This window comes from Massilia pseudoviolaceinigra (genome assembly GCF_030846505.1).
Lineage (GTDB): Bacteria > Pseudomonadota > Gammaproteobacteria > Burkholderiales > Burkholderiaceae_D > Telluria_A > Telluria_A violaceinigra.
In genome coordinates this window covers 1-26,580 of the sequence record NZ_JAVCWL010000044.1, presented here as the reverse complement: position 1 = coordinate 26,580, position 26,580 = coordinate 1, and the positions used below count along the sequence as shown (strand labels likewise).

At 59.7% G+C, this 26,580-nt stretch carries 34 protein-coding genes and 2 tRNA genes; 21 read left to right on the top strand and 15 right to left on the bottom strand.

Features of this window, described 5'->3' with window-relative positions; genetic code table 11:
• Positions 1-35: 35 nt before the first annotated feature.
• From RBA40_RS30095 to RBA40_RS30070, 6 genes are all read right to left on the bottom strand, one after another.
• Complete coding sequence (locus RBA40_RS30095) at positions 36-446, bottom strand: tellurite resistance TerB family protein (RefSeq protein ID WP_306652295.1); 411 nt, start codon at positions 444-446, stop codon at positions 36-38.
• Between the two features lie 322 nt (positions 447-768).
• Complete coding sequence (locus RBA40_RS30090; protein ID WP_306652292.1) at positions 769-1,833, bottom strand: acyltransferase family protein; 1,065 nt, start codon at positions 1,831-1,833, stop codon at positions 769-771.
• A gap of 335 nt (positions 1,834-2,168) precedes the next feature.
• Positions 2,169-2,244 (bottom strand) — tRNA-His (locus RBA40_RS30085).
• A 101-nt stretch (positions 2,245-2,345) separates the two neighbouring features.
• On the bottom strand, positions 2,346-3,254 hold the full coding sequence (gene murI, locus RBA40_RS30080) for a glutamate racemase (RefSeq protein ID WP_306652291.1): 909 nt from the start codon (positions 3,252-3,254) through the stop codon (positions 2,346-2,348).
• 32 nt (positions 3,255-3,286) lie between these two features.
• Complete coding sequence (locus tag RBA40_RS30075) at positions 3,287-4,828, bottom strand: fumarate hydratase (protein ID WP_306652289.1); 1,542 nt, start codon at positions 4,826-4,828, stop codon at positions 3,287-3,289.
• Positions 4,829-4,843: 15 nt separating this feature from the next.
• A complete protein-coding gene (locus tag RBA40_RS30070) occupies positions 4,844-5,458 on the bottom strand; it encodes a YqhA family protein (protein WP_306652288.1) in 615 nt (204 codons plus the stop codon).
• A 292-nt stretch (positions 5,459-5,750) separates the two neighbouring features.
• On the opposite strand from RBA40_RS30070, the gene acs reads away from it, so the two are divergent.
• Both acs and RBA40_RS30060 read left to right on the top strand, forming a co-directional pair.
• Positions 5,751-7,751: an acetate--CoA ligase gene (gene acs, locus RBA40_RS30065; protein ID WP_306652286.1), complete on the top strand. Its 2,001-nt coding sequence runs from the start codon at positions 5,751-5,753 to the stop codon at positions 7,749-7,751.
• A gap of 79 nt (positions 7,752-7,830) precedes the next feature.
• Positions 7,831-7,921, top strand: a tRNA-Ser gene (locus RBA40_RS30060).
• 56 nt (positions 7,922-7,977) lie between these two features.
• Here the strand turns inward: RBA40_RS30060 and RBA40_RS30055 are convergent.
• The 7 genes from RBA40_RS30055 to RBA40_RS30025 form a co-directional block, all read right to left on the bottom strand.
• Positions 7,978-8,208, bottom strand: coding sequence for a helix-turn-helix transcriptional regulator (locus tag RBA40_RS30055; RefSeq protein ID WP_167075929.1), 231 nt, complete (start codon positions 8,206-8,208; stop codon positions 7,978-7,980).
• Between the two features lie 77 nt (positions 8,209-8,285).
• On the bottom strand, positions 8,286-8,471 hold the full coding sequence (locus RBA40_RS30050) for a hypothetical protein (protein ID WP_306652284.1): 186 nt from the start codon (positions 8,469-8,471) through the stop codon (positions 8,286-8,288).
• The gene (locus RBA40_RS30045; RefSeq protein WP_306652282.1) at positions 8,468-8,800 is read right to left on the bottom strand and encodes a hypothetical protein; all 333 of its coding nucleotides are present in this window, start codon (positions 8,798-8,800) and stop codon (positions 8,468-8,470) included. The genes RBA40_RS30050 and RBA40_RS30045 overlap by 4 nt, the downstream gene beginning before the upstream one ends.
• A complete protein-coding gene (locus RBA40_RS30040) occupies positions 8,797-9,396 on the bottom strand; it encodes a hypothetical protein (protein WP_306652280.1) in 600 nt (199 codons plus the stop codon). The genes RBA40_RS30045 and RBA40_RS30040 overlap by 4 nt, the downstream gene beginning before the upstream one ends.
• A 223-nt stretch (positions 9,397-9,619) precedes the next feature.
• Complete coding sequence (locus RBA40_RS30035) at positions 9,620-10,456, bottom strand: helix-turn-helix transcriptional regulator (RefSeq protein WP_306652278.1); 837 nt, start codon at positions 10,454-10,456, stop codon at positions 9,620-9,622.
• On the bottom strand, positions 10,453-11,028 hold the full coding sequence (locus tag RBA40_RS30030; protein ID WP_306652277.1) for a hypothetical protein: 576 nt from the start codon (positions 11,026-11,028) through the stop codon (positions 10,453-10,455). The genes RBA40_RS30035 and RBA40_RS30030 overlap by 4 nt, the downstream gene beginning before the upstream one ends.
• 195 nt (positions 11,029-11,223) lie before the next feature.
• Positions 11,224-11,373 (bottom strand): Arc family DNA-binding protein, encoded by a 150-nt coding sequence (locus RBA40_RS30025; protein WP_306652276.1) that lies wholly within the window; start codon positions 11,371-11,373, stop codon positions 11,224-11,226.
• 145 nt (positions 11,374-11,518) lie between these two features.
• Here RBA40_RS30025 and RBA40_RS30020 point away from each other — a divergent pair, with 145 nt between their 5' ends.
• Positions 11,519-11,776, top strand: a complete 258-nt coding sequence (locus tag RBA40_RS30020; RefSeq protein WP_306652274.1) for an Arc family DNA-binding protein — start codon at positions 11,519-11,521, stop codon at positions 11,774-11,776.
• Between the two features lie 170 nt (positions 11,777-11,946).
• On the opposite strand, the gene RBA40_RS30015 is transcribed toward RBA40_RS30020, so the two are convergent.
• Positions 11,947-12,666: a S24 family peptidase gene (locus tag RBA40_RS30015; protein ID WP_306652273.1), complete on the bottom strand. Its 720-nt coding sequence runs from the start codon at positions 12,664-12,666 to the stop codon at positions 11,947-11,949.
• A gap of 82 nt (positions 12,667-12,748) precedes the next feature.
• Between RBA40_RS30015 and RBA40_RS30010 the strand changes: the two genes are divergently transcribed.
• The 10 genes from RBA40_RS30010 to RBA40_RS33630 all read left to right on the top strand — a co-directional run bounded on the left by RBA40_RS30010 (position 12,749) and on the right by RBA40_RS33630 (position 20,182).
• Positions 12,749-13,291 (top strand): helix-turn-helix domain-containing protein, encoded by a 543-nt coding sequence (locus tag RBA40_RS30010; protein ID WP_306652271.1) that lies wholly within the window; start codon positions 12,749-12,751, stop codon positions 13,289-13,291.
• Positions 13,292-13,478: 187 nt separating this feature from the next.
• The gene (locus RBA40_RS30005; RefSeq protein ID WP_306652269.1) at positions 13,479-13,832 is read left to right on the top strand and encodes a hypothetical protein; all 354 of its coding nucleotides are present in this window, start codon (positions 13,479-13,481) and stop codon (positions 13,830-13,832) included.
• Positions 13,833-13,839: 7 nt separating this feature from the next.
• The gene (locus RBA40_RS30000) at positions 13,840-14,856 is read left to right on the top strand and encodes a hypothetical protein (RefSeq protein WP_306652267.1); all 1,017 of its coding nucleotides are present in this window, start codon (positions 13,840-13,842) and stop codon (positions 14,854-14,856) included.
• Positions 14,853-16,358, top strand: coding sequence for a DEAD/DEAH box helicase (locus tag RBA40_RS29995; protein ID WP_306652266.1), 1,506 nt, complete (start codon positions 14,853-14,855; stop codon positions 16,356-16,358). Before RBA40_RS30000 ends, RBA40_RS29995 begins: the two co-directional genes overlap by 4 nt.
• Positions 16,355-17,314, top strand: a complete 960-nt coding sequence (locus RBA40_RS29990; protein WP_306652263.1) for a toprim domain-containing protein — start codon at positions 16,355-16,357, stop codon at positions 17,312-17,314. Before RBA40_RS29995 ends, RBA40_RS29990 begins: the two co-directional genes overlap by 4 nt.
• A gap of 504 nt (positions 17,315-17,818) precedes the next feature.
• Entirely contained in the window at positions 17,819-18,025 is a 207-nt protein-coding gene (locus tag RBA40_RS29985) for a hypothetical protein (protein ID WP_306652262.1), read from the top strand.
• Positions 18,022-18,510 (top strand): hypothetical protein, encoded by a 489-nt coding sequence (locus RBA40_RS29980; RefSeq protein ID WP_306652261.1) that lies wholly within the window; start codon positions 18,022-18,024, stop codon positions 18,508-18,510. The genes RBA40_RS29985 and RBA40_RS29980 overlap by 4 nt, the downstream gene beginning before the upstream one ends.
• A gap of 90 nt (positions 18,511-18,600) precedes the next feature.
• Positions 18,601-19,467, top strand: a complete 867-nt coding sequence (locus RBA40_RS29975; RefSeq protein ID WP_306652259.1) for a ParB/RepB/Spo0J family partition protein — start codon at positions 18,601-18,603, stop codon at positions 19,465-19,467.
• A gap of 188 nt (positions 19,468-19,655) precedes the next feature.
• The gene (locus tag RBA40_RS29970; protein ID WP_306652257.1) at positions 19,656-19,802 is read left to right on the top strand and encodes a hypothetical protein; all 147 of its coding nucleotides are present in this window, start codon (positions 19,656-19,658) and stop codon (positions 19,800-19,802) included.
• Positions 19,802-20,182: a phage protein NinX family protein gene (locus tag RBA40_RS33630; RefSeq protein WP_374710564.1), complete on the top strand. Its 381-nt coding sequence runs from the start codon at positions 19,802-19,804 to the stop codon at positions 20,180-20,182. The genes RBA40_RS29970 and RBA40_RS33630 overlap by 1 nt, the downstream gene beginning before the upstream one ends.
• Positions 20,183-20,360: 178 nt before the next feature.
• Here the strand turns inward: RBA40_RS33630 and RBA40_RS29965 are convergent, their stop codons facing one another.
• Entirely contained in the window at positions 20,361-20,657 is a 297-nt protein-coding gene (locus RBA40_RS29965) for a hypothetical protein (protein ID WP_306652255.1), read from the bottom strand.
• Positions 20,658-21,172: 515 nt separating this feature from the next.
• Here RBA40_RS29965 and RBA40_RS29960 point away from each other — a divergent pair.
• The 8 genes from RBA40_RS29960 to RBA40_RS29925 all read left to right on the top strand — a co-directional run.
• Positions 21,173-21,331: a hypothetical protein gene (locus RBA40_RS29960; protein ID WP_306652254.1), complete on the top strand. Its 159-nt coding sequence runs from the start codon at positions 21,173-21,175 to the stop codon at positions 21,329-21,331.
• Positions 21,328-21,687 carry a hypothetical protein gene (locus RBA40_RS29955; RefSeq protein ID WP_306652253.1) on the top strand — a complete coding sequence of 120 codons (360 nt, stop codon included), beginning with the start codon at positions 21,328-21,330 and terminating at the stop codon, positions 21,685-21,687. Before RBA40_RS29960 ends, RBA40_RS29955 begins: the two co-directional genes overlap by 4 nt.
• A gap of 74 nt (positions 21,688-21,761) precedes the next feature.
• Positions 21,762-22,010, top strand: a complete 249-nt coding sequence (locus RBA40_RS29950; protein WP_306652252.1) for a hypothetical protein — start codon at positions 21,762-21,764, stop codon at positions 22,008-22,010.
• Between the two features lie 46 nt (positions 22,011-22,056).
• A complete protein-coding gene (locus tag RBA40_RS29945) occupies positions 22,057-22,386 on the top strand; it encodes an HNH endonuclease (RefSeq protein WP_306652250.1) in 330 nt (109 codons plus the stop codon).
• A gap of 207 nt (positions 22,387-22,593) precedes the next feature.
• On the top strand, positions 22,594-23,010 hold the full coding sequence (locus RBA40_RS29940; RefSeq protein WP_306652248.1) for a hypothetical protein: 417 nt from the start codon (positions 22,594-22,596) through the stop codon (positions 23,008-23,010).
• Positions 22,955-24,709 (top strand): terminase large subunit, encoded by a 1,755-nt coding sequence (locus tag RBA40_RS29935; protein WP_306652246.1) that lies wholly within the window; start codon positions 22,955-22,957, stop codon positions 24,707-24,709. The genes RBA40_RS29940 and RBA40_RS29935 overlap by 56 nt, the downstream gene beginning before the upstream one ends.
• A 3-nt stretch (positions 24,710-24,712) precedes the next feature.
• Entirely contained in the window at positions 24,713-26,053 is a 1,341-nt protein-coding gene (locus tag RBA40_RS29930) for a phage portal protein (RefSeq protein ID WP_306652245.1), read from the top strand.
• A partial coding sequence (locus RBA40_RS29925; RefSeq protein ID WP_306652244.1) for an HK97 family phage prohead protease occupies positions 26,028-26,580 on the top strand: 553 nt, incomplete at its 3' end. The genes RBA40_RS29930 and RBA40_RS29925, both read left to right, overlap by 26 nt.

Below are 26,580 nucleotides of genomic sequence, written 5' to 3'. Positions count from 1 at the left end.
CTTACCTGCCGGCACCGGCGCGCCGGTGACCAGCGTCATGCCCGCGCCGGCACGCGTCCGCTGAAGTTGGTCTCGGCGCACCACAAGGTGCTGGCGCGCGCCAGCAGCACCGCTTCGGCATCGGCCAGCCAGCCATCGGCGTCGGCGATGCGCCACATGGCCTGCATCAGTTGACGGCGCAAATCCGGATGGCGGATTTCGTCGAGCAAGCCGTCGAGCATGGCGCCATCGATGCGTACCTCGCCGTGGAATGCCGAGGTCAGCATGTCCTGGCAAAGCTCCTGCAGCAAGGCTTTGAAGCCGGGCCGGTCCAGGTCGATGTGTTGCAGGATCTTGCTGCTGTCGAGGGCGGCAAGTTCGCTTTGCGCCAGATTGCCGTCGACCACCATCGCCAGGGCGAGAATCCGGCCGGCTGCTTGAGGGCTATCTGTTTCGTAACGACGCATTGTGCTACTCCATGTAGTGAAAAAGGTGAGTGGAACTTGTCCACCCAAAAATTATATGGGAGCACGATATAAAGAAAAACTCGATTAATCCTAATTCAACCATCGATATTTTCGATGTGTTTGTGCGCGCTTGCTCCTGCTGGCTGCGCGCGAAACGCAGTATGCGTGGTTGAAATTGGGTACTGGGGCTGGTGGAGCGGGGTTATGCGATTACCACGCAGCGGCGCATGCGCCATCCGGCGATCATCCGGATGGCGCGGTGCGACGTGTTGGCCGGAGGGGGAAGGGCGCGGCATCGCGCCCCTTGCATTGCCTGCGTTGCTTACACGATGGGAGCGGCCGCGGTGGCCGCGGTCGCTGCGGGGAGCGGGCGCCGCTCGGCCCACTTGCGGTTCAAATACAGGCGCATTGGATTCTCGAAAAGAAAGTAGGACGCCGCGCCTACGGCGATCGCCGCCACCAAACCGGCCATAGGCGGGAAGCGACCCTCGATGACCGCGTAGTAAATTGGCTGCTGCCACAGGTAGAGCGAAAATGAGCAGACGCCGAACCACTGCATTACTTTGCTTGACAGCAGTTGCCTGACAATCTGCGGCGTGCGCTCGAGATGGTTGATCGTGTATGCCAGGCACAGCGGGCCTACCGTGTATTGAAGCCGTTTATGGGCAAAAATCGAGTAGCAGGCGATTGCCATGATGAAGCTCAGGACCGGCAGCCATGGGGGACTTTCGCGCAGCCATGTGGCTTGCGTGCTTGCCGCGGTAACGCGATAGGCAGCAGCAGCGACCAGCCCGATTGCGGCGGACTCGCTACGCAGGAACCATGGCGTTGCGCCGGCGGGCGGGTGCGAAGGGTAGTAGGCGTTGACGGCCATGATCGCGGCTGTACCGGCGAGCAGGAATGCCGCGCCGGCGTACCTGTTCTTCAGGTTGCCGACCAGCAGGGCGCCCGCCGCCAGGAACATGTAGCTGTGCTCCTCGACGCTGAGCGACCACAGATGCCCGATCGGCCAGGCGCGATGCCAGATGCTCATATCGGCCGGAAAGTAGCTGCACAAAAAGGCGAAGGTGGAGAGCAACTCGCCGCGCGATGCCACATGACGCACCGGTTGCAGGAAGGCCGCGTAGAGCGCCATCGCAATGACAAACAGCCAGAACGTCGGAAACACCCGGCTCATCCTGCGCACGAAGAAATCCTTCAGCGGCACCTTCTTGATAAACAAGAGATTGCCCATCAAGAAACCGGACAGCACGAAGAAGAGTTGTACGCCGAACCCACCCAGCCAGGGGAGTTCTTGCGTCCATTTGAAGTGCGATACCAGGACGGCGATGATGGCCAGGCCGCGCCAGCCATCGAGGCAGGGGATATGTTTGGTGGGACTGCTCATGTGTTCGCCGCCGTGTCTGTGGATGAATCAAGCAAACACACGTGGCTATTGCATTGACAAATTGTTAATAATAATGATGATCGGCCGCACGAGCGATCATCTGCTGTATCGTCTGAACGTGGAACGCCGATGCGTGGCGCCGCCGAACGTGCGTTGCACGCGTAGCGATGGTTCGAGTTGTTGAGCCGCGGCTCGTCGACTGGCCCGTGCAATATCGCACGCGCATTAAAAAGCCACCTCGCAGGTGGCCATGTCGATGGGAAATTTGAAACCGCTGTCAGATGCGCATTGTGCAATGCGACTTCACAAAAGAGTTTTGATTTCAATGCGAACGATGGGGTGGCTGATGGGGCTCGAACCCACGACAACAGGAATCACAATCCTGGACTCTACCAACTGAGCTACAGCCACCATCGAATCTGCATTTTGTTCGTATGCTTCCCGAACAGAAAAAGATTATACAAACATCTGAGCGAACTGGCAAATCAAAATGCAGGGAAAGCGAAATATTTTCAAATTACCACTTCGAGAACGGGCGCATCGACGCCCAGCAAGTTGGCAAATGCGACCGACAGCGCCGTTCCGCTGGCGCTGGTATAGCCTTGCAGGGTCGCTGCGGCGGCAATGCCGACGGCAGCCACGGCGACGTTGACGCTATCTGGCACCGGTGCGTCATCGCTGCCTTGATTGAGCAGTCCCGCGCTACCCAGCAGACGTGCCAGTTGCCGCGCCACCGCGTCGCCGGTGTCGATCACCACGATCTCGCGCGCTGTCGCCGCGGCGATGACCTTGCCGATTGTCGAGAGCACGAACGGATAGTGCGTGCAGCCCAGCACCAGCGTATCGGCCCCCTGGTCGATCAGCGGCACCACATACCGTTCCAGCAATTGCCGGATCGTGTCGGCGCCCAGGTCGCCCAGCTCGATCTGATCGACCAGGCCGGGGCACCCTTGCAGCAGGAACTGCGTACCGCTGGCCGCGTTGATCTGGTCGCGCAGCAGCAGGAACTTGGCGCCGGCGATGGTCACGCTGGTCGCCAGCACGCCCACCTTGCCGTTGCGCGTGGCCGCCGCGGCCGGCTTGAGGCCCGGCTCCACCCCGACGATGGGCATGTCGGGATAGTGCGCGCGCAGCACCTTGATGGCGGCCACCGTCGCCGTATTGCATGCCACTACCAGCGCCTTGGCGCCATTGGCCACCAGAAAACCCGCAACCGCCAGCGAACGCTCGGCCACCATGCTTTCCGGCTTGTCGCCATACGGCGCAAAACCGGAATCGGCGAAGTACAGCAAATGCTCATGCGGCAGCTGCGCGCGGATATGGCGCAGGACCGACAAGCCACCCACGCCGGAATCGAACACGCCGATCGGCGCGGTAGCCGGCGCGGTAGCCGGCGCGGTAGCCGGCGCGGTAGCCACCATGGGGACGCTCGCGTTTGTCACTCGTTCGTCACTCAGGCCACGCTGACAGGAATCTTGCCAACGCTCGACAAGGACTCAATCTTCGCAGCCCATTCCTTTGGACCGGTGTTGTGCACCGAAGTTCCGTTGGAGTCGACCGCTACCGTGACCGGCATGTCGATCACATCGAACTCATAGATCGCTTCCATGCCCATGTCGTGAAAGCCCAGCACCTTGGCGCTCTTGATCGCCTTTGACACCAGGTAAGCGGCGCCGCCGACCGCCATCAGGTAGGCCGACTTGTGCTTCTGGATCGATTCAATCGCCGCCGGACCGCGCTCGGCCTTGCCGATCATGGCGATCAGGCCGGTTTTTTCGAGCATCATGTCGGTGAACTTGTCCATGCGGGTGGCGGTGGTCGGACCGGCCGGGCCGACCGCTTCATCGCGCACCGGATCGACCGGGCCCACGTAATAGATCACGCGATTCTTGAAGTCGACCGGCAATTGCTCGCCCTTGGCCAGCATATCCTGGATGCGCTTGTGCGCGGCGTCGCGCCCGGTCAGCATCTTGCCGTTCAACAGCAAGGTCTGGCCCGGGGTCCACGAAGCGACTTCTTCCTTCGTGAGGGTGTTGAGGTCGACGCGGCGCGATTTTTCGGTGTCCGGGGTCCAGTGCACGTCCGGCCAGGTCGACAGTGCCGGCGGCTCGATGTAGCTCGCGCCCGAGCCGTCCAGCACGAAGTGCGCGTGGCGGGTGGCGGCGCAGTTCGGGATCATCGCCACCGGCTTGGAAGCCGCATGGGTCGGGTGCATCATGATCTTGACGTCGAGCACGGTCGTCAGGCCGCCCAAGCCCTGCGCGCCGATGCCCAGCGCATTGATCTTGTCGCACAGCTCGATGCGCAGTTCTTCGGTCTTGTTTTGCGGGCCGCGCAGTTTCAGTTCGTACATGTCAATGTCGTCCATCAGCACTTCCTTGGCCATCAGCATGGCTTTCTCGGCGGTGCCGCCGATGCCGATCCCGAGCATGCCCGGCGGACACCAGCCCGCACCCATGGTCGGCACGGTCTTCATGACCCAGTCCACCAGCGAGTCGGACGGGTTGAGCATGACGAACTTGGACTTGTTCTCCGAGCCGCCGCCCTTGGCCGCGACCTTGACGTCGACGGTGTTGCCTTCGACCAGTTCCATGTGGACCACGGCCGGCGTGTTGTCCTTGGTGTTCTTGCGCTCGAACTGCGGGTCGGCCACGATCGAAGCGCGCAGCTTGTTGTCGTCGAAGTTGTAGGCGCGGCGCACGCCTTCGTTGACGGCGTCGGTGACGGTGCCGGAAAACCCTTCGAAGCGCACGCCCATGCCGATCTTGAGGAACACGTTGACGATGCCGGTATCCTGGCAGATCGGACGCTTGCCCTCGGCGCACATGCGCGAATTGGTCAGGATCTGGGCGATCGCGTCCTTGGCGGCGTCGCTCTTTTCCGACTCGTAGGCGCGCGCCAGGTGGGCGATGTAATCGGCCGGGTGGTAGTAGCTGATGTACTGGAGAGCGGCCGCAACCGATTCGATCAGGTCTTCCTGCTTGATGATAGTCATGAGATTCTCGTTAGCTTAGTGGGGTGTCTTGGACTGGTTCTGGGTGCCGATCATGATGCGGTCGGTGTAGGCGATGGCCAGCGCCGAGAGCAGGAACACGATGTGGATCACGGTCTGCGCGACCAATACCTTGGGGTCGTACGCATTGGCGTTGATAAACGTCTTGAGCAGATGGATCGACGAAATGCCGATGATCGCCATGGCCAGCTTGGTCTTGAGCACCGATGCGTTGACGTGCGAGAGCCACTCCGGCTGGTCGGGATGGCCTTCCAGATGCATGCGCGAGACGAAGGTTTCGTAGCCGCCCACGATGACCATGATCAGCAGGTTGGAAATCATCACCACGTCGATCAGGCCCAGCACCACCAGCATGATGGTCGCTTCGTTCAGTTTGGTCGCCTGCCTGGCGCCCGGCACGGTAACGGCTTCAAAGATATGCTGCAGGGCCGCCTCGTTGCCGAGTACGGCACCGATCAGGTCCTTGAGTTCAACCCAAAAATGGAAAACATACACGCACTGCGCCAGGATGAGCCCCAGATACAGCGGCAATTGCAGCCAGCGGCTCATGAAAATGAGGTTGTTCAAGGGGGTCAGTTTCTGACGTTCTTTCGGTAAAATCGGTTCAGACATAAATGCTTGGCTCCAGAGTAAAGCAAAAATTTTCGCTGCGTCATTTTACCAGCGCTTGGCTCCGCTGCAGATACCTGCCTGGGTCTGACAATGTATTGATCTGGCGCAAACCACATGCAATCGCCTCGGCGTGAATATTGATCTTGTCTTAAATGCAAGTGACCATACCGCTTCTTGGCGCTATCCATGTTTTAATGTCTCGTTGACCTTATTCGCTGATTTGCAACGTAAGGGCGCAGTAAGCGAGCGGGACTATGGTTTTAGCAAAACAACACCACCAATGGAGACCAGCATGGCAGCAACAGATTCCACCCAGCAGGACAATCAAGGCTTGCAAGAAAGCCGCGTGTTTGCGCCGCCGTCCGACTTCGTCGCCAACGCCGCCATTTCCGGGATGGATGCCTACAAGGCGCTGTGCGCGGAAGCGGCCGGCGATTACGAAGGTTTCTGGGCGCGCCTGGCGCGCGAGAATCTCGAGTGGCACAAGCCATTCACCTCGACCCTGAACGAAACCGATGCGCCGTTCTACAAATGGTTCGAGGACGGCCAGCTGAACGTGTCGTACAACTGCCTCGACCGCAACCTCAAGAACGGCAACGCCGACAAGACCGCGATCATCTTTGAAGCGGACGACGGCACCGTCACGCGCGCGACCTACCAGGAGCTGTACGAGCGCGTCTGCAAATTCGCCAACGGCCTCAAGGCGCGCGGCATCAAGAAGGGCGACCGCGTCATTATCTACATGTCGATGTCGATCGAAGGCGTGGCCGCGATGCAGGCCTGCGCGCGCATCGGCGCCACCCACTCGGTGGTGTTCGGCGGCTTTTCGGCCAAATCGCTGCAGGAGCGCATCATCGACGCCGGCGCGGTGGCGGTCATCACGGCCGACGAGCAACTGCGCGGCGGCAAGCACCTGCCGCTGAAAAGCATCGTCGACGAAGCGCTGGCGCTGGGCGGCTGCGAGAGCATCAAGAACGTGATCGTCTACAAGCGCACCGGCGGCAACATCGCCTTCACCGAAGGGCGCGACCTGTGGCTGCACGAGCTGGTGGCTGAACAGGCGGCCGAATGCGAGCCGGAATGGGTGGGCGCCGAGCATCCGCTGTTCATCCTGTACACGTCCGGCTCGACCGGCACCCCGAAGGGCGTGCAGCATTCCAGCGGCGGCTACCTGCTGTGGGCCGCGCTGACCATGAAGTGGAGCTTCGACATCAAGCCGCAGGACGTGTTCTGGTGCACCGCCGATATCGGCTGGGTCACCGGCCACAGCTACATCGCCTACGGCCCGCTGGCGGTGGGCGCGACCCAGATCGTGTTCGAAGGCGTCCCGACCTACCCGAACGCCGGGCGCTTCTGGGCCAACATCGCCAAGCACAAGGTCAGCATCTTCTACACGGCGCCGACCGCGATCCGTTCGCTGATCAAGGCGGCCGATGTCGACCCGGGCGTGCATCCATCCAAATACGACTTGAGCAGCCTGCGCCTGCTCGGTTCGGTGGGCGAGCCGATCAATCCGGAAGCCTGGATGTGGTACTACAAGAACGTGGGCGGCGAGCGCTGCCCGGTGGTCGACACCTTCTGGCAGACCGAAACGGGCGGCCACATGATTACCCCGCTGCCGGGCGCGACGCCGATGGTGCCGGGTTCGTGCACCTTGCCGCTGCCGGGCATCATGACCGCGATTGTCGACGAGGCCGGCGCGGACGTGCCGAACGGGCAGGGCGGCATTCTGGTGGTCAAGCGGCCGTGGCCATCGATGATCCGCACTATCTGGGGCAATCCGGAACGCTTCAAGACCAGCTACTTCCCGGATGAACTGGGCGGCAAGATGTACCTGGCTGGCGATGGCGCGATCCGCAACAAGGATACCGGCTACTTCACGATCACGGGCCGCATCGATGACGTGCTCAATGTGTCGGGCCACCGCATGGGCACCATGGAAATCGAATCGGCGCTGGTGGCCAATCCGATGGTGGCCGAGGCGGCCGTGGTGGGCAAGCCGGACGATACGACCGGCGAATCGATCTGCGCTTTCGTGGTGCTCAAGCAGGCACGCCCGACCGGGGAAGAGGCCAGGAAGCTGGCGCTGGAGCTGCGCAACTGGGTGGCCAAGGAAATCGGCCCGATCGCCAAGCCGAAGGAAATCCGCTTCGGCGACAACCTGCCCAAGACGCGCTCGGGCAAGATCATGCGGCGTTTGCTGAGGGTGCTGGCCAAGGGCGAGACCATCACGCAGGATGTCTCGACACTGGAAAATCCGGCCATTCTGGAGCAGTTGAAGGAGGCCTCGTAAGGGGGAGGTGTAAATTTCTTCATACTTCGCAGAATCTTTGCTATAATCTGCGGCTTCGTGAAAGCGAAGATGTAATGCAGGAGAGATGGATGAGTGGTTGAAGTCGCACGCCTGGAAAGCGTGTATAGGTTCATAGCCTATCCGGGGTTCGAATCCCCGTCTCTCCGCCAAAAATAGCAAAAAGCCCCTATGACAGGGGCTTTTTCAATTCTACCTACCCACCTTTCTACCCACCATGCACCAAAGGGCTTTTGATTGCGGATTGCGGCCGCGACGCTGCGATGCAAGCGGCCTGCCAGCACTCAATTTCTGCGGAATCCCAGGCCACTGCCTTTTCGCCAATGTGGATGGGCGCCGGGAAAGTGCCAGCCTTGATCCTCTTGTAGATCGTGGTGCGGCCTAAGCCGACCAGCATGGATACATCATTGAAACGTAGAAACTTTTTGGGGTGGGTCATCGGGTAAATCCTTGTTCTGTTGATCGTCGGCCATTGGGCACGCCCTTGGGCTGTCGGCGTTATGTGGGCGCGGTGGGTCATGGCGCCGTCCGTGTCATGTCGTCCAGCTCGTCGGCCACATCGGCCGCCATGCTGGCGCAGGTTTGCAGCGCATCCGCCCGGCTCTCCGGCTGCAAGATCGGGATCGCCGCCAGCAGCGCGCTGATCACATTGGCCAGGCCGGCCAGGCGTCGTATGGCTACTTCGTCGACAGTGGCGCTCATGCTTTTCTCGCTTTCGGATGGGGTTGAATAGTGGGCCCGATCCCGGCGACACGCCGCAGCTCGGATACCGGTATGCCGGAATAGTCGGACATACGCAGCAGCCACCCATCCTGTATTTCGCGGTGGCCTTGACGGCAACGGGTCGCCGAGGATGCGTCGACACCGATGGCCGTGTAGATCGTCGTCCGCTGAACGTTAAGCGTGCGGCCTATCAGATCGATCATCGCGTCAAATGGTGAACGCGATGTCTGCCATGTTCCTGCCGGCCAGCCTTCCAGCCGATAGGCAGGTTTGCCGTCGATCTGTTTGCACTCCACCACGGCGATCATTCTGCACCGCCCTTCGTCGCTGCCAGGTAGAAAAGGTGGGCGTTGGTAAAACGGCCGTGCCGCAGGCCATCGAACCAGGCTTTGTGCAGCGGCCCGCCGTCGAGGCGGTCCAGTTCGGACGGCTGCGTATCAGCAAATGCACGCCATGCCGCTTCGTCGCCGCCCATATCCGACGGCTTGAGGTTCGGATAGGCGCTGGTGATGCCCTCGCTGCGCACCTGCTGCACGATGTCGAAAAGTGTCGGCGCCAGCGCGCCGCGACCGTTCAGCATCAAATCGAGTTCGCGCACCAGCTCGTCGTGCGCGCCGGCTGCTCCGAGCCCGTCGCGCAGCCGAGCGCATTCGCGTTTGTGGTCAGCCGCGTAGTCCGCCAGCCCAATTACGCCGCATTCAGGAATCGACTCGATGTGTTCGGTCGCCATGCCGTCGAACGCATTCCAACAGGCCGCCAGACGACGTGCATCTGCCGGGTTGTTAGCCAGCGCGACCTCGCGCATGCGGTTCTCAGCGTTGGCGCCGGCCGGCATCAGCCAGGCGTCGCCAAGAATGACGTTGATTCGGACCTGCAGGAGGCCCTGGGTATGCTGGCCGCTCATGTTGCACTCCCGCTCACCAAGTGCAGGGCAGGGCGCTTGCTGCGCGGGCAGAGTTCTGCATACTTTTCGACCACAAGCAGAATCGTTTCCCTGTTGTTGCCGCTTGCAGGCACCGCGCGGTACGCCGCGAGAATGCGCTTCTCGTCTCGCGTAAGGTGCGCCTCACCAGTGGCCGCTATCAGCATCGCCGGCTGGAGGCGACGTTGGGGCTTAGTCGGGCCGCTCATGGCGTCGATCCCTTCATAGCAGTGAGCCTCGCATGCATGCTGTCTCGCTCCGACTCCAAGAAACCTCCGGCATCCTCAACGATGATTCGCCCCAACTTGGCAAAATCCAAGATCAGGCCCAGGCGTGTCCGGATCGCTGCGGGGTCGGTGTCTTCAAAATCGGCCAGCGCCACGATGGCGCTAATCATCGGATGAATGCGGTTGTTGACGAAACAAACAGCAACGCCCGCAATGTTGACCGCATCGCTTGCGCAGGCAATCGCTTCCTGCTGCACTGGAGGCGCGGCGGCGTTGCTGCCTTCGCTGGCGTGGGAAGAGGTGTGTTCTGGCATACCACTTGGCACGGCAAGTTCTTGATAATCGTCGTATCGGGCGGCGAGCGATGGGCTGAAGTCGGAAATACTGCATCCCAGCATCTTCGCAAATTGAGTGGCCGCCTCGATATTCAGAGGAATCTTCCCGTTTAGATATTGGCTTAACGCGCTTTGGTTAAAGGGCAAAAGATCGGCTGCGTACTCTTGCGAGTAAGGCTCGCCACCATCACGCTTGCGATTCTGCCAGCCAACAAACATCTCCTTCAACTTGGCAGCGTCGCTTTTGGCTTCTTTGGCGGTGACTGGCCTTTCTTGGCCAGCTATGAGCCATTCGAGCTGTACATTGCAGGCGGTCGCCAATGCCTGCAACGTCTTGAGCTCAACCCCGTTCGATGGGTGGTTGAGAACCCGATTGACGGTCGGCTGTGGTACACCGGAGGCGCGCGCCAGAGCGCTCTGCGACTTGAAGCCGGCGGTCTTCCTTGCCTCATCGAGCCGAGTTCCAATCGTCGCCATCATGATGCCGCTCCCATGTCGTACTGGAGTGGTAGGCAGGCGAGAATGCGAGCGCGGCAGGATGGGGTGAAGCGGTCGATGTTGAACAGCGCCTCCTCGATGCGGATGTCGCCGAACCAGGCGCCACATTGGACGGCGACAAGTGGGAGATCGTCGCCGAGGCCGATCTGGCCGCCACGGTAGATCAATGCTGGCGCTGGATCGCGTTGCAGCTCGGCGGGAAACGGAGGGGGGTAAGCATCCCGCGCTGGCGGGAAAACGGCTTCTGGTTTTACCCATGGTTCGATCATGAGCAGTGTCAGCGCGCCCTGCCACTTGGGGAACTGCGCCACGTCGGCCCGCCGCTCATCGGCCAGGCGCTCCGCATCTGCAACCGTGGTCTGATACCACAGCACCTCGCCCTGGGCGTTGATGATGTTGCAGCGCGGTTCGTCGCGCTCCAGGGGATGCACCAGATCCACTTCATCTGCGCAGCCACTAAGCGATGCTGGGGTGCATGTCAACAATAATGACACATTTGCACTCGCTGCTTGCGTATTAAAAATAGTGATGTTAACATTCGTTGGTCGGGTCATTTTATACTTTCAAAAGGTTGCACTGATCCACGCGGCCCCGGATGCGTCAACATCCTGGACCACCGCCACCTGGCTCTACCCAGGCGGTTTGTATGACTGGAGGACGGCTTGCCGGCCGTCCTCAATCAGTCAATTCTTGAGGCGATGTAATTGCCTTCTATCGTCCGTTTGGACGAGCTATTTCCAAAATTTTCCTTATTGCTTGATGCCTTTTTTCTTGGTGTCGTCAAGGCGCTTGATAATTTCAGCGTTGAGACTGCGTCGATTTTCAGCTGCTCGGTCCGCTAACCATTGCTTCAGTTCTGGGGGCAACCGAAGACCGAAGGGCTTAATTTGGCTTGCCATTTTTTCCTCAGGGGATGATTACACGCTGTAATGATTACATCATGTAGCTATCAGGTCAAGTCGTTTTTGATTACACTGTGACGCTATGTCAAACCCAAATTACACTCGTCCCGCGACCTCGCACATCGCGCCCTTCGGCGTTCGAATGCAACCTGATTTAAAGGCGAAACTCGAAGCCGCTGCTACTGCCGCTGGGCGTAGTCTCAATGCTGAAATTGTTGCCCGGCTTGAGCGAACCCTGACCGAAGATGAAGTAGGAAACGTCGCAAACTCGCCCCATTTCATGGCTCAGTTCATTAGTAGAATTGAGGAAATTGTCGAAAAGCATGGCATCGAATATGTTTTCCCGGAAGTCGATAGCAAGGGCCGCCAGCGTCGTGTCAAGCCCCCAAAGGCCGAGTAGTCTTGCACTTTCCTGCTTTCGCTCAAGGTCGCCGTTTCTTATCTGTGGTTAAGTCTGTCAGAACTTTAGCATATGGTTTATATTGTGGTCAATCATTAGGTATATATTTTTCTGATTGGGCAAAAAAAGAGCGCCAAAGGCGCTCTGAGTTGTTGCATATGGGTTAGACGCTAAAACGTCTCGCTTTTCTTCATCACGACCCTCCCAACGATTATGCAGTCATCCCCTCGGCAGATCTTCCGATGGTACTTACGCTGGTCAAGATTGTCGGACGTTAGCCACCACTCGCCTGCATCGCGTGACAGGCGCTTGATTACGGCTTCGCCTTCGTAGTTCACGGCGAATACGCCTCCATCAACAGGCGTCGTGTCGGCCGTGTTTATGATCACGATATCTTGCTCGTGCAAGGTTGGCTCCATGCTTTCCCCGTGAACCTCCGACGCCACCAGGCGCTCGACGTTATAACCTTTTGCGCTCAGCCACTTTCGAGTCACCATTAACCCGCCACCGTCACTATGATCAAGTTCGGTCTGGAAGCCTCGAATACCCGCCGACAGGCGAAGGCGAACTTTTCGGACTCGCACGAACTCGCGAGATTCTTCAGCGTAACTCATCGCTGCGATTAGGTTGCTCGCCGCAAAAGAGTCGGTAATCTGCGCGCTTTCCGTTGCGCCTTTGTCAAAATACATCCACTCAAGACCGAGGTCGCTCTCGAGTTTACGCGCATTCTTCTCAGTGAATACACGCCCGTCTCTATAGGTGGGGGAAAGCAGCTGGGATACGCGTGCTTCGCTCCAGCCACTCGCGTCACAGAGCCGTTTCCTGATGCCACCATAGGAAATGTCGAGAAGATTAAGCAGGCGTTGCCGTCGATGTTCGTATATGTCCATAACCGAAGTGTACCTCAACTAAATCATTTGGTAAATTAGCAAATGGTTGCGTGTGACTTTAACGTATGGTAAAGTTTGACCTATGGAACTTCTCGACTACTTAAACGCCCTCCCGGTGGAAGCCCGAAATCCTTTTGCCGCTCGCTGTGGCACGACATTTGGGCACTTGCGAAATGTCGCCTACTCAAACCGGCTGTGCCGAGAGGCGCTTGCAATTGCGCTTGAGCGTGAGTCAGGCGGTGCGCTGACTGTCGAGCAGTTGCGTCCAGATGGCGTTGACTGGGCCTACATTCGTGGAAGCTCGGCATCGCCCGCTGAAACGGCGGATGATGCGCTCGGCTGCGCGGCTACCGCCTTAAGCCATATGCGGCAAATACGCAACCGCCTCGGCATGTCTCAAACAGACTTGGCAAATGTTCTTGGGGTAGTCCAGGCCAGCATTTCCCACTACGAATCAGGTGTGGCGTTGCCTTCACCGCAGGTTGCAGCGCTACTGATCAAGTACGCCGCGACCTCGGGCGTTTCGATCACGTTCGACGACATCTACGGGCCGAGTCCCCTGGTGTGTCGCACCGAGATTGAGCCTGTCGCACGCACGCCCCCGATCACCGCCAGCGCACCCTAATTACACCTGACCTGAACCAAACGCCGATCGGCTTTCCGCTCGGAGCGTGGACCCTTTACGCCCAAATTTTGGAGAGCAGCATGAAAACCATCATCAAACGCACCGTCATCCAGCTGTACTGCCGCAAGCTGATCAAGGGCTCGACGGTCATCCGCGCGTTCAATCGCTTCGAACTGTGGGGCGCGTAATGGCTGACCAATTTCTTCAACTGCCGGAGATTCGCAACACTGCCGGCGCATCAGTTCAGCCCATTCTGGCGCTCCGCGATGGGCACAAGGATTTTATCGTTCTCGTCCAGAGCAATGACGGCGAGTGGGACTTCGCAATCGAGTTGCTCGTCTCAACCCTACTGGACGGCGACGACCTGAATCTAGGGATTGACGGCGATGATTCGCGCGGAATGACAATTGCTGCGGACGAAATTCGAAAGCTCACTAAGTTCGTTTTTGACGGCTGGCGGCACCATGGGCTCATGTTCACCTTGAAGGTCGAGTGGGATTTCTTGATGCCGCACGTTGCAATAACGGCTCTCAGGCAGTAGGCCCAACATGAGCGAAATTCGAACACTCAGGCTCGACGCCATCAATATTCTGGCGGGTACTCAGTCACGGGCACAGACCAGCAACGCGACAGTCGAGGAATACACAGAGGCGCTGGAGCAGGGCGTCCAGTTCCCGCCTGTCGTGGTTTTCAGTGACGGCTCAAACACAGGCAATTGGCTGGCCGACGGCTTCCACCGCTATCTTGCACATAAAGCCGCCGGCCTGGTCGAAATCGCGTGCGACATTCGGGTGGGTACTTTGCCCGACGCGGTACTCTTTTCTGCCGGCGCCAACGGCACGCACGGTCTGCCGCGTACAAATGCCGACAAGCGCAGCGCCGTGAAGATGGTACTCGACAACAGCGCATGCGAAGACTGGAGCGACCGCCAGATCGCTCGGCATTGCAAGGTCTCAAATAACTTCGTTGGCGACGTGCGTCGAGCTATCTGTCATCCGATGACAGATGCGCCCCATGTGCGTACCGTCCAGCGCGGCGATTCGACGTACGATTTAAATACAGCGAAGATCGGCAAGCTGCAAGCTGACGCATCCCCGCCGCTACCAATCTCACCAACTAATACGCCGGCCGCTGCGCCGACGCCGTCGATCGCCGCTCCGCGCCCAGCACCAGCCGTATCGAGCGAGCCCGTCGTTGTTACGACTAACTATGCCGCAGACGATATTGATCTTCCGTCAGAGGAGGACGATCACTTCGACCAATTGATCGAAGAAAACAAGGGACTGACCGCAGAGATCGAAGCGCTACGCATTGAGGTGGCTGACCTCAAAGCCCACATAGTCCGACTCACACAGGACGATCTTGCTCGCCAGGTCGACACGCTGACCGAGAAGTGCGCGCGACTGGACAGCTTGGCCCGAAGCCGTCTAGCGGATGTCAATGATGCCCTGGGTGAGGTCGAGAAGAAAAAGACCTTTTTAAAGGATTTGCGCAATGCCGCTGGCATTGGCGAGGACGGAAATCTATTTGAGTTCATTAAACGTGCGGCACGGAGGCCATCATGAGCGAGCAGATACAACTGCGCCCTTACCAGGTCGAGTCAATTCGTTCCGTGTTCGAGAAGATCGCCAGCGGCGTCAAGAATATCTGCGAAGTACTACCTACTGGCGCCGGTAAAACGGTGATCGTTTCGTACTTCATGAAGAAATGCCTGGCGCAAAAGCGCCGCGCAATCTTTGTCGTGGATCGGCTGCCACATATAAAGCAGGCCAGCGACACCTTTGACCGGTACGGCATTCCGCACGGGATTATCCAAGCGAAAAACAAGCGCACTAGGCCGTGGGAGCATATCCAAATTGCAAGCGCGGCCACGCTGAAAAACCGCGACGAGTGGCCGGAGACTGATTTTATCGTTATCGACGAATGCCACACGATTTCGACTACTGTCGCGAACCGCCTGGCCGCCCGCGACACAATCGCAATCGGCGTGACGGCCACCCCTCTAACCAAAGGCTTGGGCAAAATCTACGACTGCGTAGTATCTGGCGTGACGACCAACGACCTGATTGCTGGCCCGGATGGTGGGCAGTCATTCCTGGTGCCTTACCGCATATTCGCCGCCAGCGAGCCAGACATGACCGGCGTAAAGGCTAAGGCGGGCGAGTGGGATATCGATGACACCGCTGAGCGTGCGATGCCAATCATTGGCGACTGCGTGTCGGAGTACCTTAAACACGGCGCCAACAAGAAATTCATCGCCTTCGGATGCAACGTCGCCCACTGCGAAGAAATGCAGCGCCAGTTTGCAAATGCAGGCGTCCTGACCGATCTATTTACCTACCGAACCGACGACAGCGAGCGTGATGCCCTGATCGAAGAATTCAGCAAGTCAGACAGTCGCATCCGCGGTCTGATCAGCGTGAGCGCGCTTAGCAAGGGGTTTGACGTGAGTGACGTCGAGGTCATCATCATGGCGCGCCCGTTGAAATCCAGTCTGTCCGAGCACATTCAGATTCTCGGTCGGGGGCTGCGCATCCACCCAGGCAAGACCGAGCGCATCGTGCTCGATCACAGTGGCAACTGCGTTCGTTTTTGGGGTGCGATGCACGAATTTTTCGAGAACGGCGCCACGGAACTCGATGACGGAACCCGCAAGCCGAAGCCGAAGGCGATGGCCACGGAAAAAAAGCCGCGCAAATGCCCGAATTGCTTTTCGGTGCACGACCCTGCGCCGGCATGCCCGTCGTGCGGCCACGTGTATGCCCGAACAAACGAGGTTCTCCACGCAGAAGGAACGCTGTCAGAAGTGAAGGGCGGGAAGTCGAAGAAAGCTGCGCCGACACCAGAGGCAAAGCGCAACTTCTACACTGAGCTTCGTCAGTTCGCGATCGACAACGCAAAGAGCGAAAGCTGGGTGCTGGCCAACTACAAGGATAAATTCAAAGAGTGGCCGGCGCCAGGCACGAAGGGCTTACCGCCTTCAACTCCTACCCCCGAAACGCTCGGTTGGTTGCATCATAAGCGGATCGCTTACGGCCGCGCCAAGAAAAAGGACGCGCACGCATGAGCGACTTCCTTCAATTCGTCCAGGCGAACGGCATCATCGTGCCGGACAACTTCACGCCTGGCCGCTGGATTCGGTGCAAGACTGAGAGTCATCCGCGCAAGAAGAACGGCAGCATCAAGCTGGCCGACGATGGCCTGGTCGGCTGGTGCCAGGATTACGCCGTGCACGCCGAGCCGGTGATGTGGCGCGCCAGCGATGAAGCGGCCGCGCTCGCCGCGCCGATCGACCGCGCTGCTATCGCCCGCCGCCAGGTAGAGCGCCGCGACGCCCTGTGTGAAGCCACCCTGGGCGCGCGAGCCTATTACGATCGCTGCGCACCGCTGCGCGACAGCCACCCGTACCTGGTGAACAAGGGGCTGGGCGTGGCCGGCTGCGTCGGCCTGCGCGTCGACGCCGATGGCTGGCTTGTCGTACCGATGCTTTACAACGGCAAGATTCTCAGCCTGCAGCGCATTTCGTCGGACGGCGAGAAGAAATTCCACTTCGGCGCCACGACCAAGAGCGCCTATTACGCCATCGAGCGGCCTGGTGCCGCCGTCACGGTCCTGGTCGAAGGCTTCGCTACCGGCCTGACCATCTTTCAGGCTATCCCGAACTGCCGCGTCATCGTCGCTTTCAACGCCGGAAATCTTCCCGTCGTCGCGGAGCGCATGGACCGCTCCGGTATGGGCGTCGTGTGCGCCGACAACGACCATGAGACTGCCGCGCGCATTGGCCGTAACCCTGGCCTTGATGCCGCACACGCAGCCGCCGCGCTGCTGGGCGTCGGCGTCTCGGCGCCAACCTGCAAGGGTACCGACTGGAACGACTACGCCATGGAGCAGATGGAGCTGGCGCTGGAAGGCCAAGCGTTCAGCTTCAGCCGGAAACGCACGGTGCTCCAGATGCAGGCGAGCGTGTTCGCCGACATCAAGCTGAAGGTGATGAGGGAAGCGCGGCTGCTGCGCACGAAGTAGGGCAAGCAGCCCGCATCCGACTTCGTGCGAATTTCGTTCGAAGCCGAATGCGGTACCAGCCGGACGAATTTCGTCGGGCTGATCAAGCCAAGCGAACAGCGCGGCGCCAGGTGGAGCGGACGACACCTCAAAAAACGTGCAAGGGCTTGAATCGGCCCACACCGCGAAAAGACCGACCGCACCGTCGAACACTAAGGCACAGCACAAACAAGGCGCAGAGGGGGCCTTGCCGAGGCCTGAGAGCACAGGCCAGAGCGAACAGAGGTACAGAGTTGGAATGCTTGGCTCGTTTGGCAGGCGCATTCACCAGAGTGCGCCAATCGAACGAGCGAGGGGGCGGCCTGGGCGAGCCGTAGCGGAACTGACCATCCGTGAATACGTCACTTTCGATACAAGTTTTTGCTGATTTTGCTCAGGGCTGGGAACACCTAACCCTCATACGTACCGACTGCGGAGGGGTTCCAACCAACCCCTCTAAATGACAACTATGGCCGAGAGAGACGCATGACGAAAAGCGAACGCCCGATACCGGCAAAGATTGAGCAGCGCCTGATGGAGTTACTGAAAATGAAGGAATTCGATATGCAAGAAGTGAACTGGTGCCGCTCGACGTACTGGGCCCGCCGCGATGACTGGCATCTGATCCTGGTGGCGTGCCACAACGCCGCGCTGGCCCGAACAGCAGCCGAAAGCGTCGAGGTGCGCCCATGAGCAAGCGCCCGACACTCACGCTGCGCTGGCCCGTCAAGACGCCACCGGTGCCCGACATCGTCTTCGTTGACGTGACTGAGGATAGCGCGCCACCGGCACTCAATCCTGTTCGCGTCGCCACGCTGCCGCCGGCGGTGCGCGGGTCCGTAGCACAAGAGCACTACGAGAACGTTCTGCGGCTGCTGGACGGATGGGCCGAATGGATCAGAACTGGTGAACCGATTGCCGAAGGCGCGCCCCGGCAGTGCCTCGGTGCGCCGGATGCTCGCATTCACAGCTTTGAGGACATGGAAATCGAGGTCAACAAGCACCTGGTGCGCGAGGTGCATACGGCTGTTTGGGATCTGTGCGTCATCGAGCGCGAGGCGGTCATGACGCACTACGGCATCAGAACACGCGGCGTCTGGCGCGCGGACTTCGGCAAGGTGTTCGATCAGGCGGTCGACAGCCTGTTCAGGCTACTTAAAGACCGCGTGGCCTGCTGACTCGCCTAAATTCTGAGGCCAGTACAGGGACAGCACCAGCAACACTCAAAAGCGAGGCGGCGTATTCCGCCAATATATGGGAGAAAAAAAATGGGTCAAATGAACGAGTCGGCGCAAGCCAATCAGCGCAGCGAGAAGCCGGCAGTTTCGCTCAAGGTCATGAAAGAGCGCGGCATGCCGGGTGTGTCGACCGTAAAAAGTTGGGGCGTTGATCCGCGCCTGGTGCAATTCGAACCTGGGTTCAATCGCCCGATCAACCGCGAGCACGTCGAGTCGATCAAAGCGTCGCTGCGGGCCGGGAACGAGCTGGACGATATCAAGGTCCGGATCGAGGATGGCGCCATCATTGCCGTCGACGGACACCACCGGGTCACAGCCGCGGTCGAATGGTTGGCCGAGCCTGGCGTGCGCGAGCCTGATGGCGGCTTCCGGCTGGGCGCCAAGCAGTTCCGTGGCGGCGATGCCGAGCGCGTCATCCACCTGATCACCAGCTCGCAGGGCCTGGGCCTAACGCCTTTGGAGCGCTCCGGGCAGTATCGCAAGCTCGTCGGCTGGGGCTGGACGCCGGCGGCAATCGCAGAGGCAGTAGGGCGGTCGGTGCAGAACGTCAGCGACGCCCTGGTGCTCGCTGACGCGAACAGCGACGTGAAGCTCGCCGTTACCGAGAAGCAGATCAGCGCCAGCAATGCGGCGAAGATCGTTCGCCAGAGCGGCGGCCGCGCCGGCGCCGTCATCGCTGAGCACGTCGAGGCCGCGCGCCTCCAGGGCAAGCAAAAGGCCACGGCAAAGCAGATCGCCGGGAACACGCCGAAAGACTTGATCTCTGCAATACGCCGGGAGATGGATAGCGGTGGCACCTTCCGCGCGGAAGAGTTGTGTCCAAGTTTTGCTGAGCTGATCACCTACCTGCGTGGCACGGCGCCCCGGAGCGAGGCCCAAGAATCGAAACGGCGCTGATCGTGCGCCACCTACCAAGGCAATGGTGGTACGTTTGACACGAGCGGTGCGTCGGGGGACTGGCCCAGCAGCGCGAGCGCGCCGCACTCCGTTCCGGCAGTTCGTCCGGTTCGTCCAATACTCGCTGCAGCGATAAACACCCGGCTAGTCGCGCACCGGATATGCGCGTACCTCAAGGAGACCGCAACATGCTGACATTCACTATTTTGCTTGGTGGTATTGCATTGGGGCTGTTCACCATTATCACCCTTAGTGGCATAGTCCTGAGCATCGTCGCTGTGATTGCGGCATCCAACGAAAGCGTGGCGCGGCGCCACTATGAGCATGAGTTGTAATGGACATTCCGGTACTCGTTTCTAATCTGCTTGGGGCGGATCTCGATTATTGGATCGCGCGAGCATGCGGTACGCCGCCCGAGCACCTCCGCATCGAGACAGTACCAGGAACTGATAGCTGCATCTGCATAGATCTGTCCGGGCCAATCCCGACGAGTTTTGACCCATCGACCAACTGGGATGTAGGTGGGCCGATCATTAAGGCAGTAAAAATCGGCCTCGCCCCGCCTACTGGCCTTCATGGCTGGCAAGCGTTTATGATAAGTCGCTTGCCTAGCATGGCGCCCAGGACTATGTTCGGCGCGACGCCGCTAATCGCGTCAATGCGTGCGTACGTGGCAAGCATCTACGGAGACATCGTCTACATCAGCACACGATAATTTATTTCTGTGTGTCATTGACAATTTGGGGAGCTATAGTAGAATAGCTTCCATCGGGATTTTTTGCGCCCGAAAATAAAGAAGCCCACTCCTTTCGGTTGTGGGCTTTTTTGCATTTGGCGCAAAATTCTTCAACATTTTTACAGGTGTTATGGCTGAGAGGGCCGGTGCAGCGCTGCTACTCTGGGGATTTGTGATTTTGGTCACTTATCCATTGCAATGCGTAGATACGAGCTTGGGCGACAAGGTCTGCTATTGGCATGTCCGCAAAAACGAAACGATCCTGCTCTTGAGCCATAGCATCAGAGATAGCAACGCCGGCCTTCCGCAAGCTTGTGTTAAGGCGATCGACAATATGTTGACGGTAAATCTTTGCTTTATTAGGGTCTTGGCCAATTTGACCGACCACGTCATCGGCAAACTCCGGACTTTGATAGTAGTCGACAAGGCAGTTTCGGGCGGTAGTAGCAGGCATAGGCTATAGAGAAACGGTAGTCGCTAGCAATAACGCGATGTTGTCCAAATATACCGAAAAATTTCACCCGATGCGAGGACTCGGCGCAGAGGGTTGACCCAACGTCTCTGCTGGCTTTGCTTCTTTTCGCCGCTCTGAAGGTTGGTTCAAAAGCTCGCGTGCTAGCTGAGCGTCGACGCCCTGTGCCCGTAGCATAAAGAAGGCGGGTTCAAACCCCTAAGCTACGTTGTAGTTTTAGAGCCTTTGTGATCACACCACTAGTGGAAGTGTCAAGACGTCGATTTGTAATCATGCGGTGCTCCGAGTGCGCATAGCACTGATTCAGGGAAGAGGAAAAAAAGAACTGAGAGTTGGTATTGTAGCACTGAGCATAAGCAATACTTGCGTTTTCTATCATACGTAGCTTGGCCGAGTGGCCGAAGGCAACGGGTTGCTAACCCGTACAGTCGAAAGGCTGCGTAGGTTCAAATCCTACAGCTACCGCCATATATGTTGTACCACCCAGCGAGTCCACCATGACGCAGACCACCAAGCCCGACAAGCACCTGGTGAGCGAATACATGGACCAGCGCACGCACGCCGAACACGAGCCGCCGCCCACGCCGGACGAGATACGCCGGCAGCTGGGATGGGGGCTGATCCCGCATAACGATGAGCCGGAAGCCGAGCCATGACGACCAAGACGACAACCATCAGCCTCAAAGTACACAAAGCATGGTGGCTGATGCCGTACCTGCGTGCGCTCGCTCTGTTCCACGCGCTCACCCGAACCGAACCGAACTGGGCGAGGATCAAGCGCCTGATCAACAAGGGCGTCACCGTCCGTGCGGTGTCGGCTGAAAGGCAATGGCTCCCTACAGCGCGCGATGCGGCCTTGCTGTTGGCGGCGGTCGCGCTCAATGCGCTGAGCGCAAGTGCGTCTATCGCATCCCCCGGACACGCCTGGGTCTTGGGATTGTGTGCTGGCATGACATACGGCTACGTGGTCCGTCCGTGGGTGGGGGCGTTTATCAAGGCACGCTGCGGCTAATTGGCCTTTACCACTAGCGCGCCATCGCACTCCAGCGGCGGTGACACTTCCATCAACCACCGAAGGGATAGACCATGAGACTCGCAGCCGACCCGCAGCACCCCGACTACAACGCCGCACGCTTGGGCTCGAACGTGTATTTGGATGGCGTCCGTGTTCACGACTGCGTCATCGCAGACGAAGAAGCCGGATACATCATTCGGCACGCACTCGACGAACAGGGTCGCCTCATCGTTCAGGATGATGAAGTAATGTGCATCGCCGAGCCTGGCCAAGTGCGCATTACGCCGCATTTCGTCACTGCTGTGCGCGCGCCCTCGTGAAGCTGCAAACCCTCAAGCCGCGCGCTGACAGTAAGGAGTAACAACCATGGCCTGGTCCAAGCTATCCCGGCAGGAGCGCGGCTACGGCGCAGCGTGGGACCGAGTCCGCAAGGTAGTGATGCAGCGGGACGGCGGCCTGTGCCAGGTATGCCTCAAGGCGGGCCGCTACGGCGTCATCGCGTACGCGGTCGACCACATCATCAGCAAGGCCAAGTGCGCGGCGCTGGGATGGTCTGACGCACGCACAGACGATCCGAGCAACCTGCAGGCGATCTGCGCACCATGCCACGACATCAAGACCGAGGCAGAGCAAGGGAAGGCCAAGCGGGTGAAGCTTGCCATCGGCGTGGACGGGTGGCCAGTCTCTCCGCAATAGGAGCAGGCAGGGCCAGTGCCCACGAAATCCAACTGCACAAATGTTTCCCATATGCCATGTCATCGGCAGGAATATTCGTTTCCAACAACATTCCATCCGTGGAACAAGCTGGGGCGGGTCAAAACTGTACAAAGTTGCATTTTGTAGGACCGCGCTCTACCCATTTTTTCACACGGTCAAGATAGAAAAACGGTTTTTGGAGGACACATGCCAGGACCAGGCAGGAAGCCCGACGGCCTGAAAGTGGTCGCCGGAACGGAAAGAAAAGACCGCAAGCCTGAGGGGAACGCCGAGCTTCCGATCCTCTCGGACGTGCCGCCGGCGCCGGACTGGCTCCCCAACGCGCATGCGGTCAGGGAATGGAGCCGGCTCGCCGCGATCTTGACGGCAAACCGGCTGTTGACCGAAGGCGGCCTGTCCTCCCTCGGCATGATGTGCGCGCTGCACGGCAAGATCGTCCAGCTGTACGCGGCAGGCGAGGCGCCGACCGCGAGCATGGCCGGCACGCTGCGCAATTTAGCAAACGACTTCGGATTAACGCCGGTCGCACAGGGCAAGGTGAAACCAGTTGGCGAAACAGAAAAAGGGAACAAGTTCGCCGGCAATGGCAAGCGGTCCGCGTGATTACGTAGCGATCGCCATCGAATATGCCCATGCGGCGGTCGCCGATACGGACCGAAAGCGGTTCGGCAAGTGGGTGCGCCTGGCCGCAAAGCGCTTTCTCGACGACCTGAAACGGGCGGAGAAGAAGGGGAACGGGTTCATTTTTGACCCCTGGCATGCGGTCGACGCTTGCGATTTCATCGAAAAACTGCCGCACGTCGAGGGAACATGGGACACCGAGAACGTGGTGATGCACCCATCGCACATCCTGTTCGTGGTGAACCTGTTCGGTTTCCGCAATCAGGACGGCACGCGGCGCTTCACGACCGCGCTATTCGCGGTGGCCAGGAAGAATGCCAAGTCGTTCCTCTGCTCGGCCATCCTGCTGTACTGCTTCTGCTGCGAGACGGAAAACGGGCCGCAGGTGATCAGTGCGGCGACGACGGGTTCACAGGCGCGCATCGTCTTCAACGTCGCCAAGCGCATCGTGGAGAAGCTGGCGGATCTGCGCGAAGCATTCACGCTGGAACCTTTCGCCAACGCGATCGCACGCTACGAAGTCGGCGGCACGTTCAAGCCGATCAACGCCAAGGCCAGCACGCAGGACGGTTTGAACCCGTCGCACTGCGGCATCGATGAGATTCACGCGCACAAGAATCACGACCTGCTGAACGTGCTCAAGTCGGCGGCCGGCGCGCGCCGCAACCCGCTGTTCCTGTACACGACGACCGAGGGCTACGAGAGCCCGGGGCCGTGGGGAGAGATTCGCCACTTCGCGAAGCAGCTGCTTGAGGGCTTCGTCGACGCGGACCACTTCCTGGCGATCTACTTCGCAGTGGACGACGAGGACAAGGGCGAAGGGACGCCGGCGGATGACGACTTCGACGAATCGAAGTGGATTAAGGCCAATCCGCTGATGGAAGTGAACCCACTTCTGATGAAGGAGATCCGGAAAGAGGCGGTCGAGGCGAAGTCGATGCCGGGCCGGCACGCGGAATTCAAGATCAAACGGCTGAATCGGCCGTCGGCAGCGGCCGGCGGCTGGGTCAATCTCGTCAAGTGGAAGGCCTGTACGGGCGCGGTCGACCTGGAACGGCTGCGGCAATACCCCTGCTGGGGCGGCCTGGACCTTGCAAGCACGCGCGATTTGACCTCGTTCCGCCTGGTGTGGAACGTGGAGGGCGTGCTCTACACGCACGGATGGCGGTTCGTGCCGGCTGCGGCGGTGCATGGGCGCACCGAGCGCGGCCTCGTGCCCTACCAGGCGTGGGTGCAGGCCGGGATCCTGATCGAGTCCGGCGGCGAAGTGACCGATTACGACGCCGTCGAGGAATGCGTCCTGGCGGCCAAGGCGCGGTTCAACGTGCAGATGATCGGGTACGACTCTTGGAACGCGAAGCAGCTGGTGCAGAAGCTGCAAGCGGCCGAGGTGCCATTGCAGGAATTCATCCAGGGCGGGAAGAGCTACCACCCCGCGATGCAGGCCTTGGAGCTCGCATATGTCGAGGGCAACCTGGCGCATGGGAACGACCCGGTGCTCAACTGGTGCGCGTCAAACTTGATCGCGCGCACCGACCAGAACATGAACACTGCGCCGGACAAGAAAAAGGCGCCCGAGAAAATCGATGACATCGTCGCATTGCTGATGGCAATCGGCGTGATGCAGACAGCTGAACCGCAAAAGGGTGGCTCCCTCGACGACTACCTTTCGGACCAATAACGCATGAATCTATTTACCAAGGCAGCAGCGGCCGGTGGCCTGGCGTTGAAAAGCGTGTACTTCTCGATCCGGGAAGCCGTCGCCTACCGCGGCGTGCGTGACCTGAACAAGGACATCACGATCAACCTCGGCGACGTACGCAGCGGCACGCCCGGCGTGAACGCGGCGCTGCAGCTTTCGGTGGTCTGGTCCTGCGTGCGCCTGATCGCGGAGACGATCGCCACGCTGCCGCTGATCACCTACGAACGCAAGGTCGTAGCCGGGCGCGAGATCCGCGTGGTGGCGCGCGAGCACCCGCTGTACTACCTGCTGCACGATTCTCCGAACGCCGACATGACGGCGGTTGAGTTCTGGGAAGCGGTGGTATCCCAGATTTGCCTGTGGGGGAACGCGTACTGCCTGAAAAGCTACGGCGCCGCCGGCCGCATCATCGCGCTCGACCCGCTGAACCCGGCCCTGATGACCGTTCGCCGCAGCCAGGACGGCGCCGTGAGCTACATGTACGCCGATCCGCGCGGGCAAAAGGAGTTCACCGAGGGCGAAATTTGGCACATCAAGGGCTTCGGCACCGATGGGCTGGTGGGAATTTCGCCGATCACGGCCGGCTGGCGTTCGATGTCGGGCGCCACGGCGACGGAGAGCGCGTCGGCCAGCACGTTCGCCAACAACATGCGCACCCAGGGCGTGGTGTCGGTCAAGGAATTTCTGAACAAAGAGCAGCGGGAGCAGATGAAAACGAAGGTGATGGGCGCCGTTTTCGGCGACGCCCGCACAGGCCAGCTCCAGCTGCTCGAAGGCGGCGCCGAGTTCACGCAGCTCTCGATGCACCCGGCCGACGCGCAGATGATCGAGACGCGGGCATTCACCGTCGAAGACCTGTGCCGCTGGTTCGGCATACCTCCTTCGATGATCGGCCACGGCACAGCCGTATCGAACTGGGGCACCGGCCGCGAGCAGATCAACCAGAATTTTATCGACTACGTGCTGCGCGCGTACATGAAGCGCATCGAACAAGGCATCACAAAATCACTGATGAAGCCTGCGGAGCGTACGCGCTTTTTCTCGGAATACAGCGTCGAGGGACTGCTGCGGGGCGACAGCGCTTCACGCGCCGCCCTTTACAGCGTCATGACGCAAAACGGCATCTATACCCGGAACTTCTGCCGTTCGCTGGAGAACCTGGAACCGCTGCCTGGCGGCGACGAGCTGACCGTGCAAAGCAACCTGATCCCGCTTTCGCTGCTGGGAAAAATCACCAACACCGCCCAGGCGGCCAAGTCTGCCGTGCTGTCCTGGCTTGGAATCAAGGAAAACGACAATGCAACTCCTCCACAAATCGATTGATCTGGAGCTGAAAAGCCTGACCGACAAGGGAAACTTTTCCGGCTACGGTTCGGTGTTCAACGTGGTCGACAAGGGCGGCGATATCGTTGCCCCCGGCGCGTTCGCGGAAAGCCTGAGCAAGTGGCAGAAGTCAGGCCGAACGGTGCCGGTGCTGTGGCAGCACCAGCCGGATCAGCCGATTGGCGCCTGGGAGGCGCTGAAAGAGGACGACCACGGCCTGCTCGGTGAGGCGTCGCTCTGGCTGGATGACGCGCCGTACGCGCGCCTGGCGCACAAGGGCATGAGCACCAAGACCATCACAGGTCTGTCGATCGGGTACCGCGTCAAGGACTACAGCGTCAACAAGGACACTGGCGTCTACACCCTGCAGAAGCTAGACCTGGTCGAAATCAGCGTGGTCACCAACCCGATGAACGATGACGCCCGCGTAGCCGACGTCAAGTGCATGTTGGAGGCCGGCCGGCTGCCGAGCCTTTCCGAATTTGAGAAGTTCCTGCGAGAGGCAGGCTTCTCCAAATCCCAGGCCA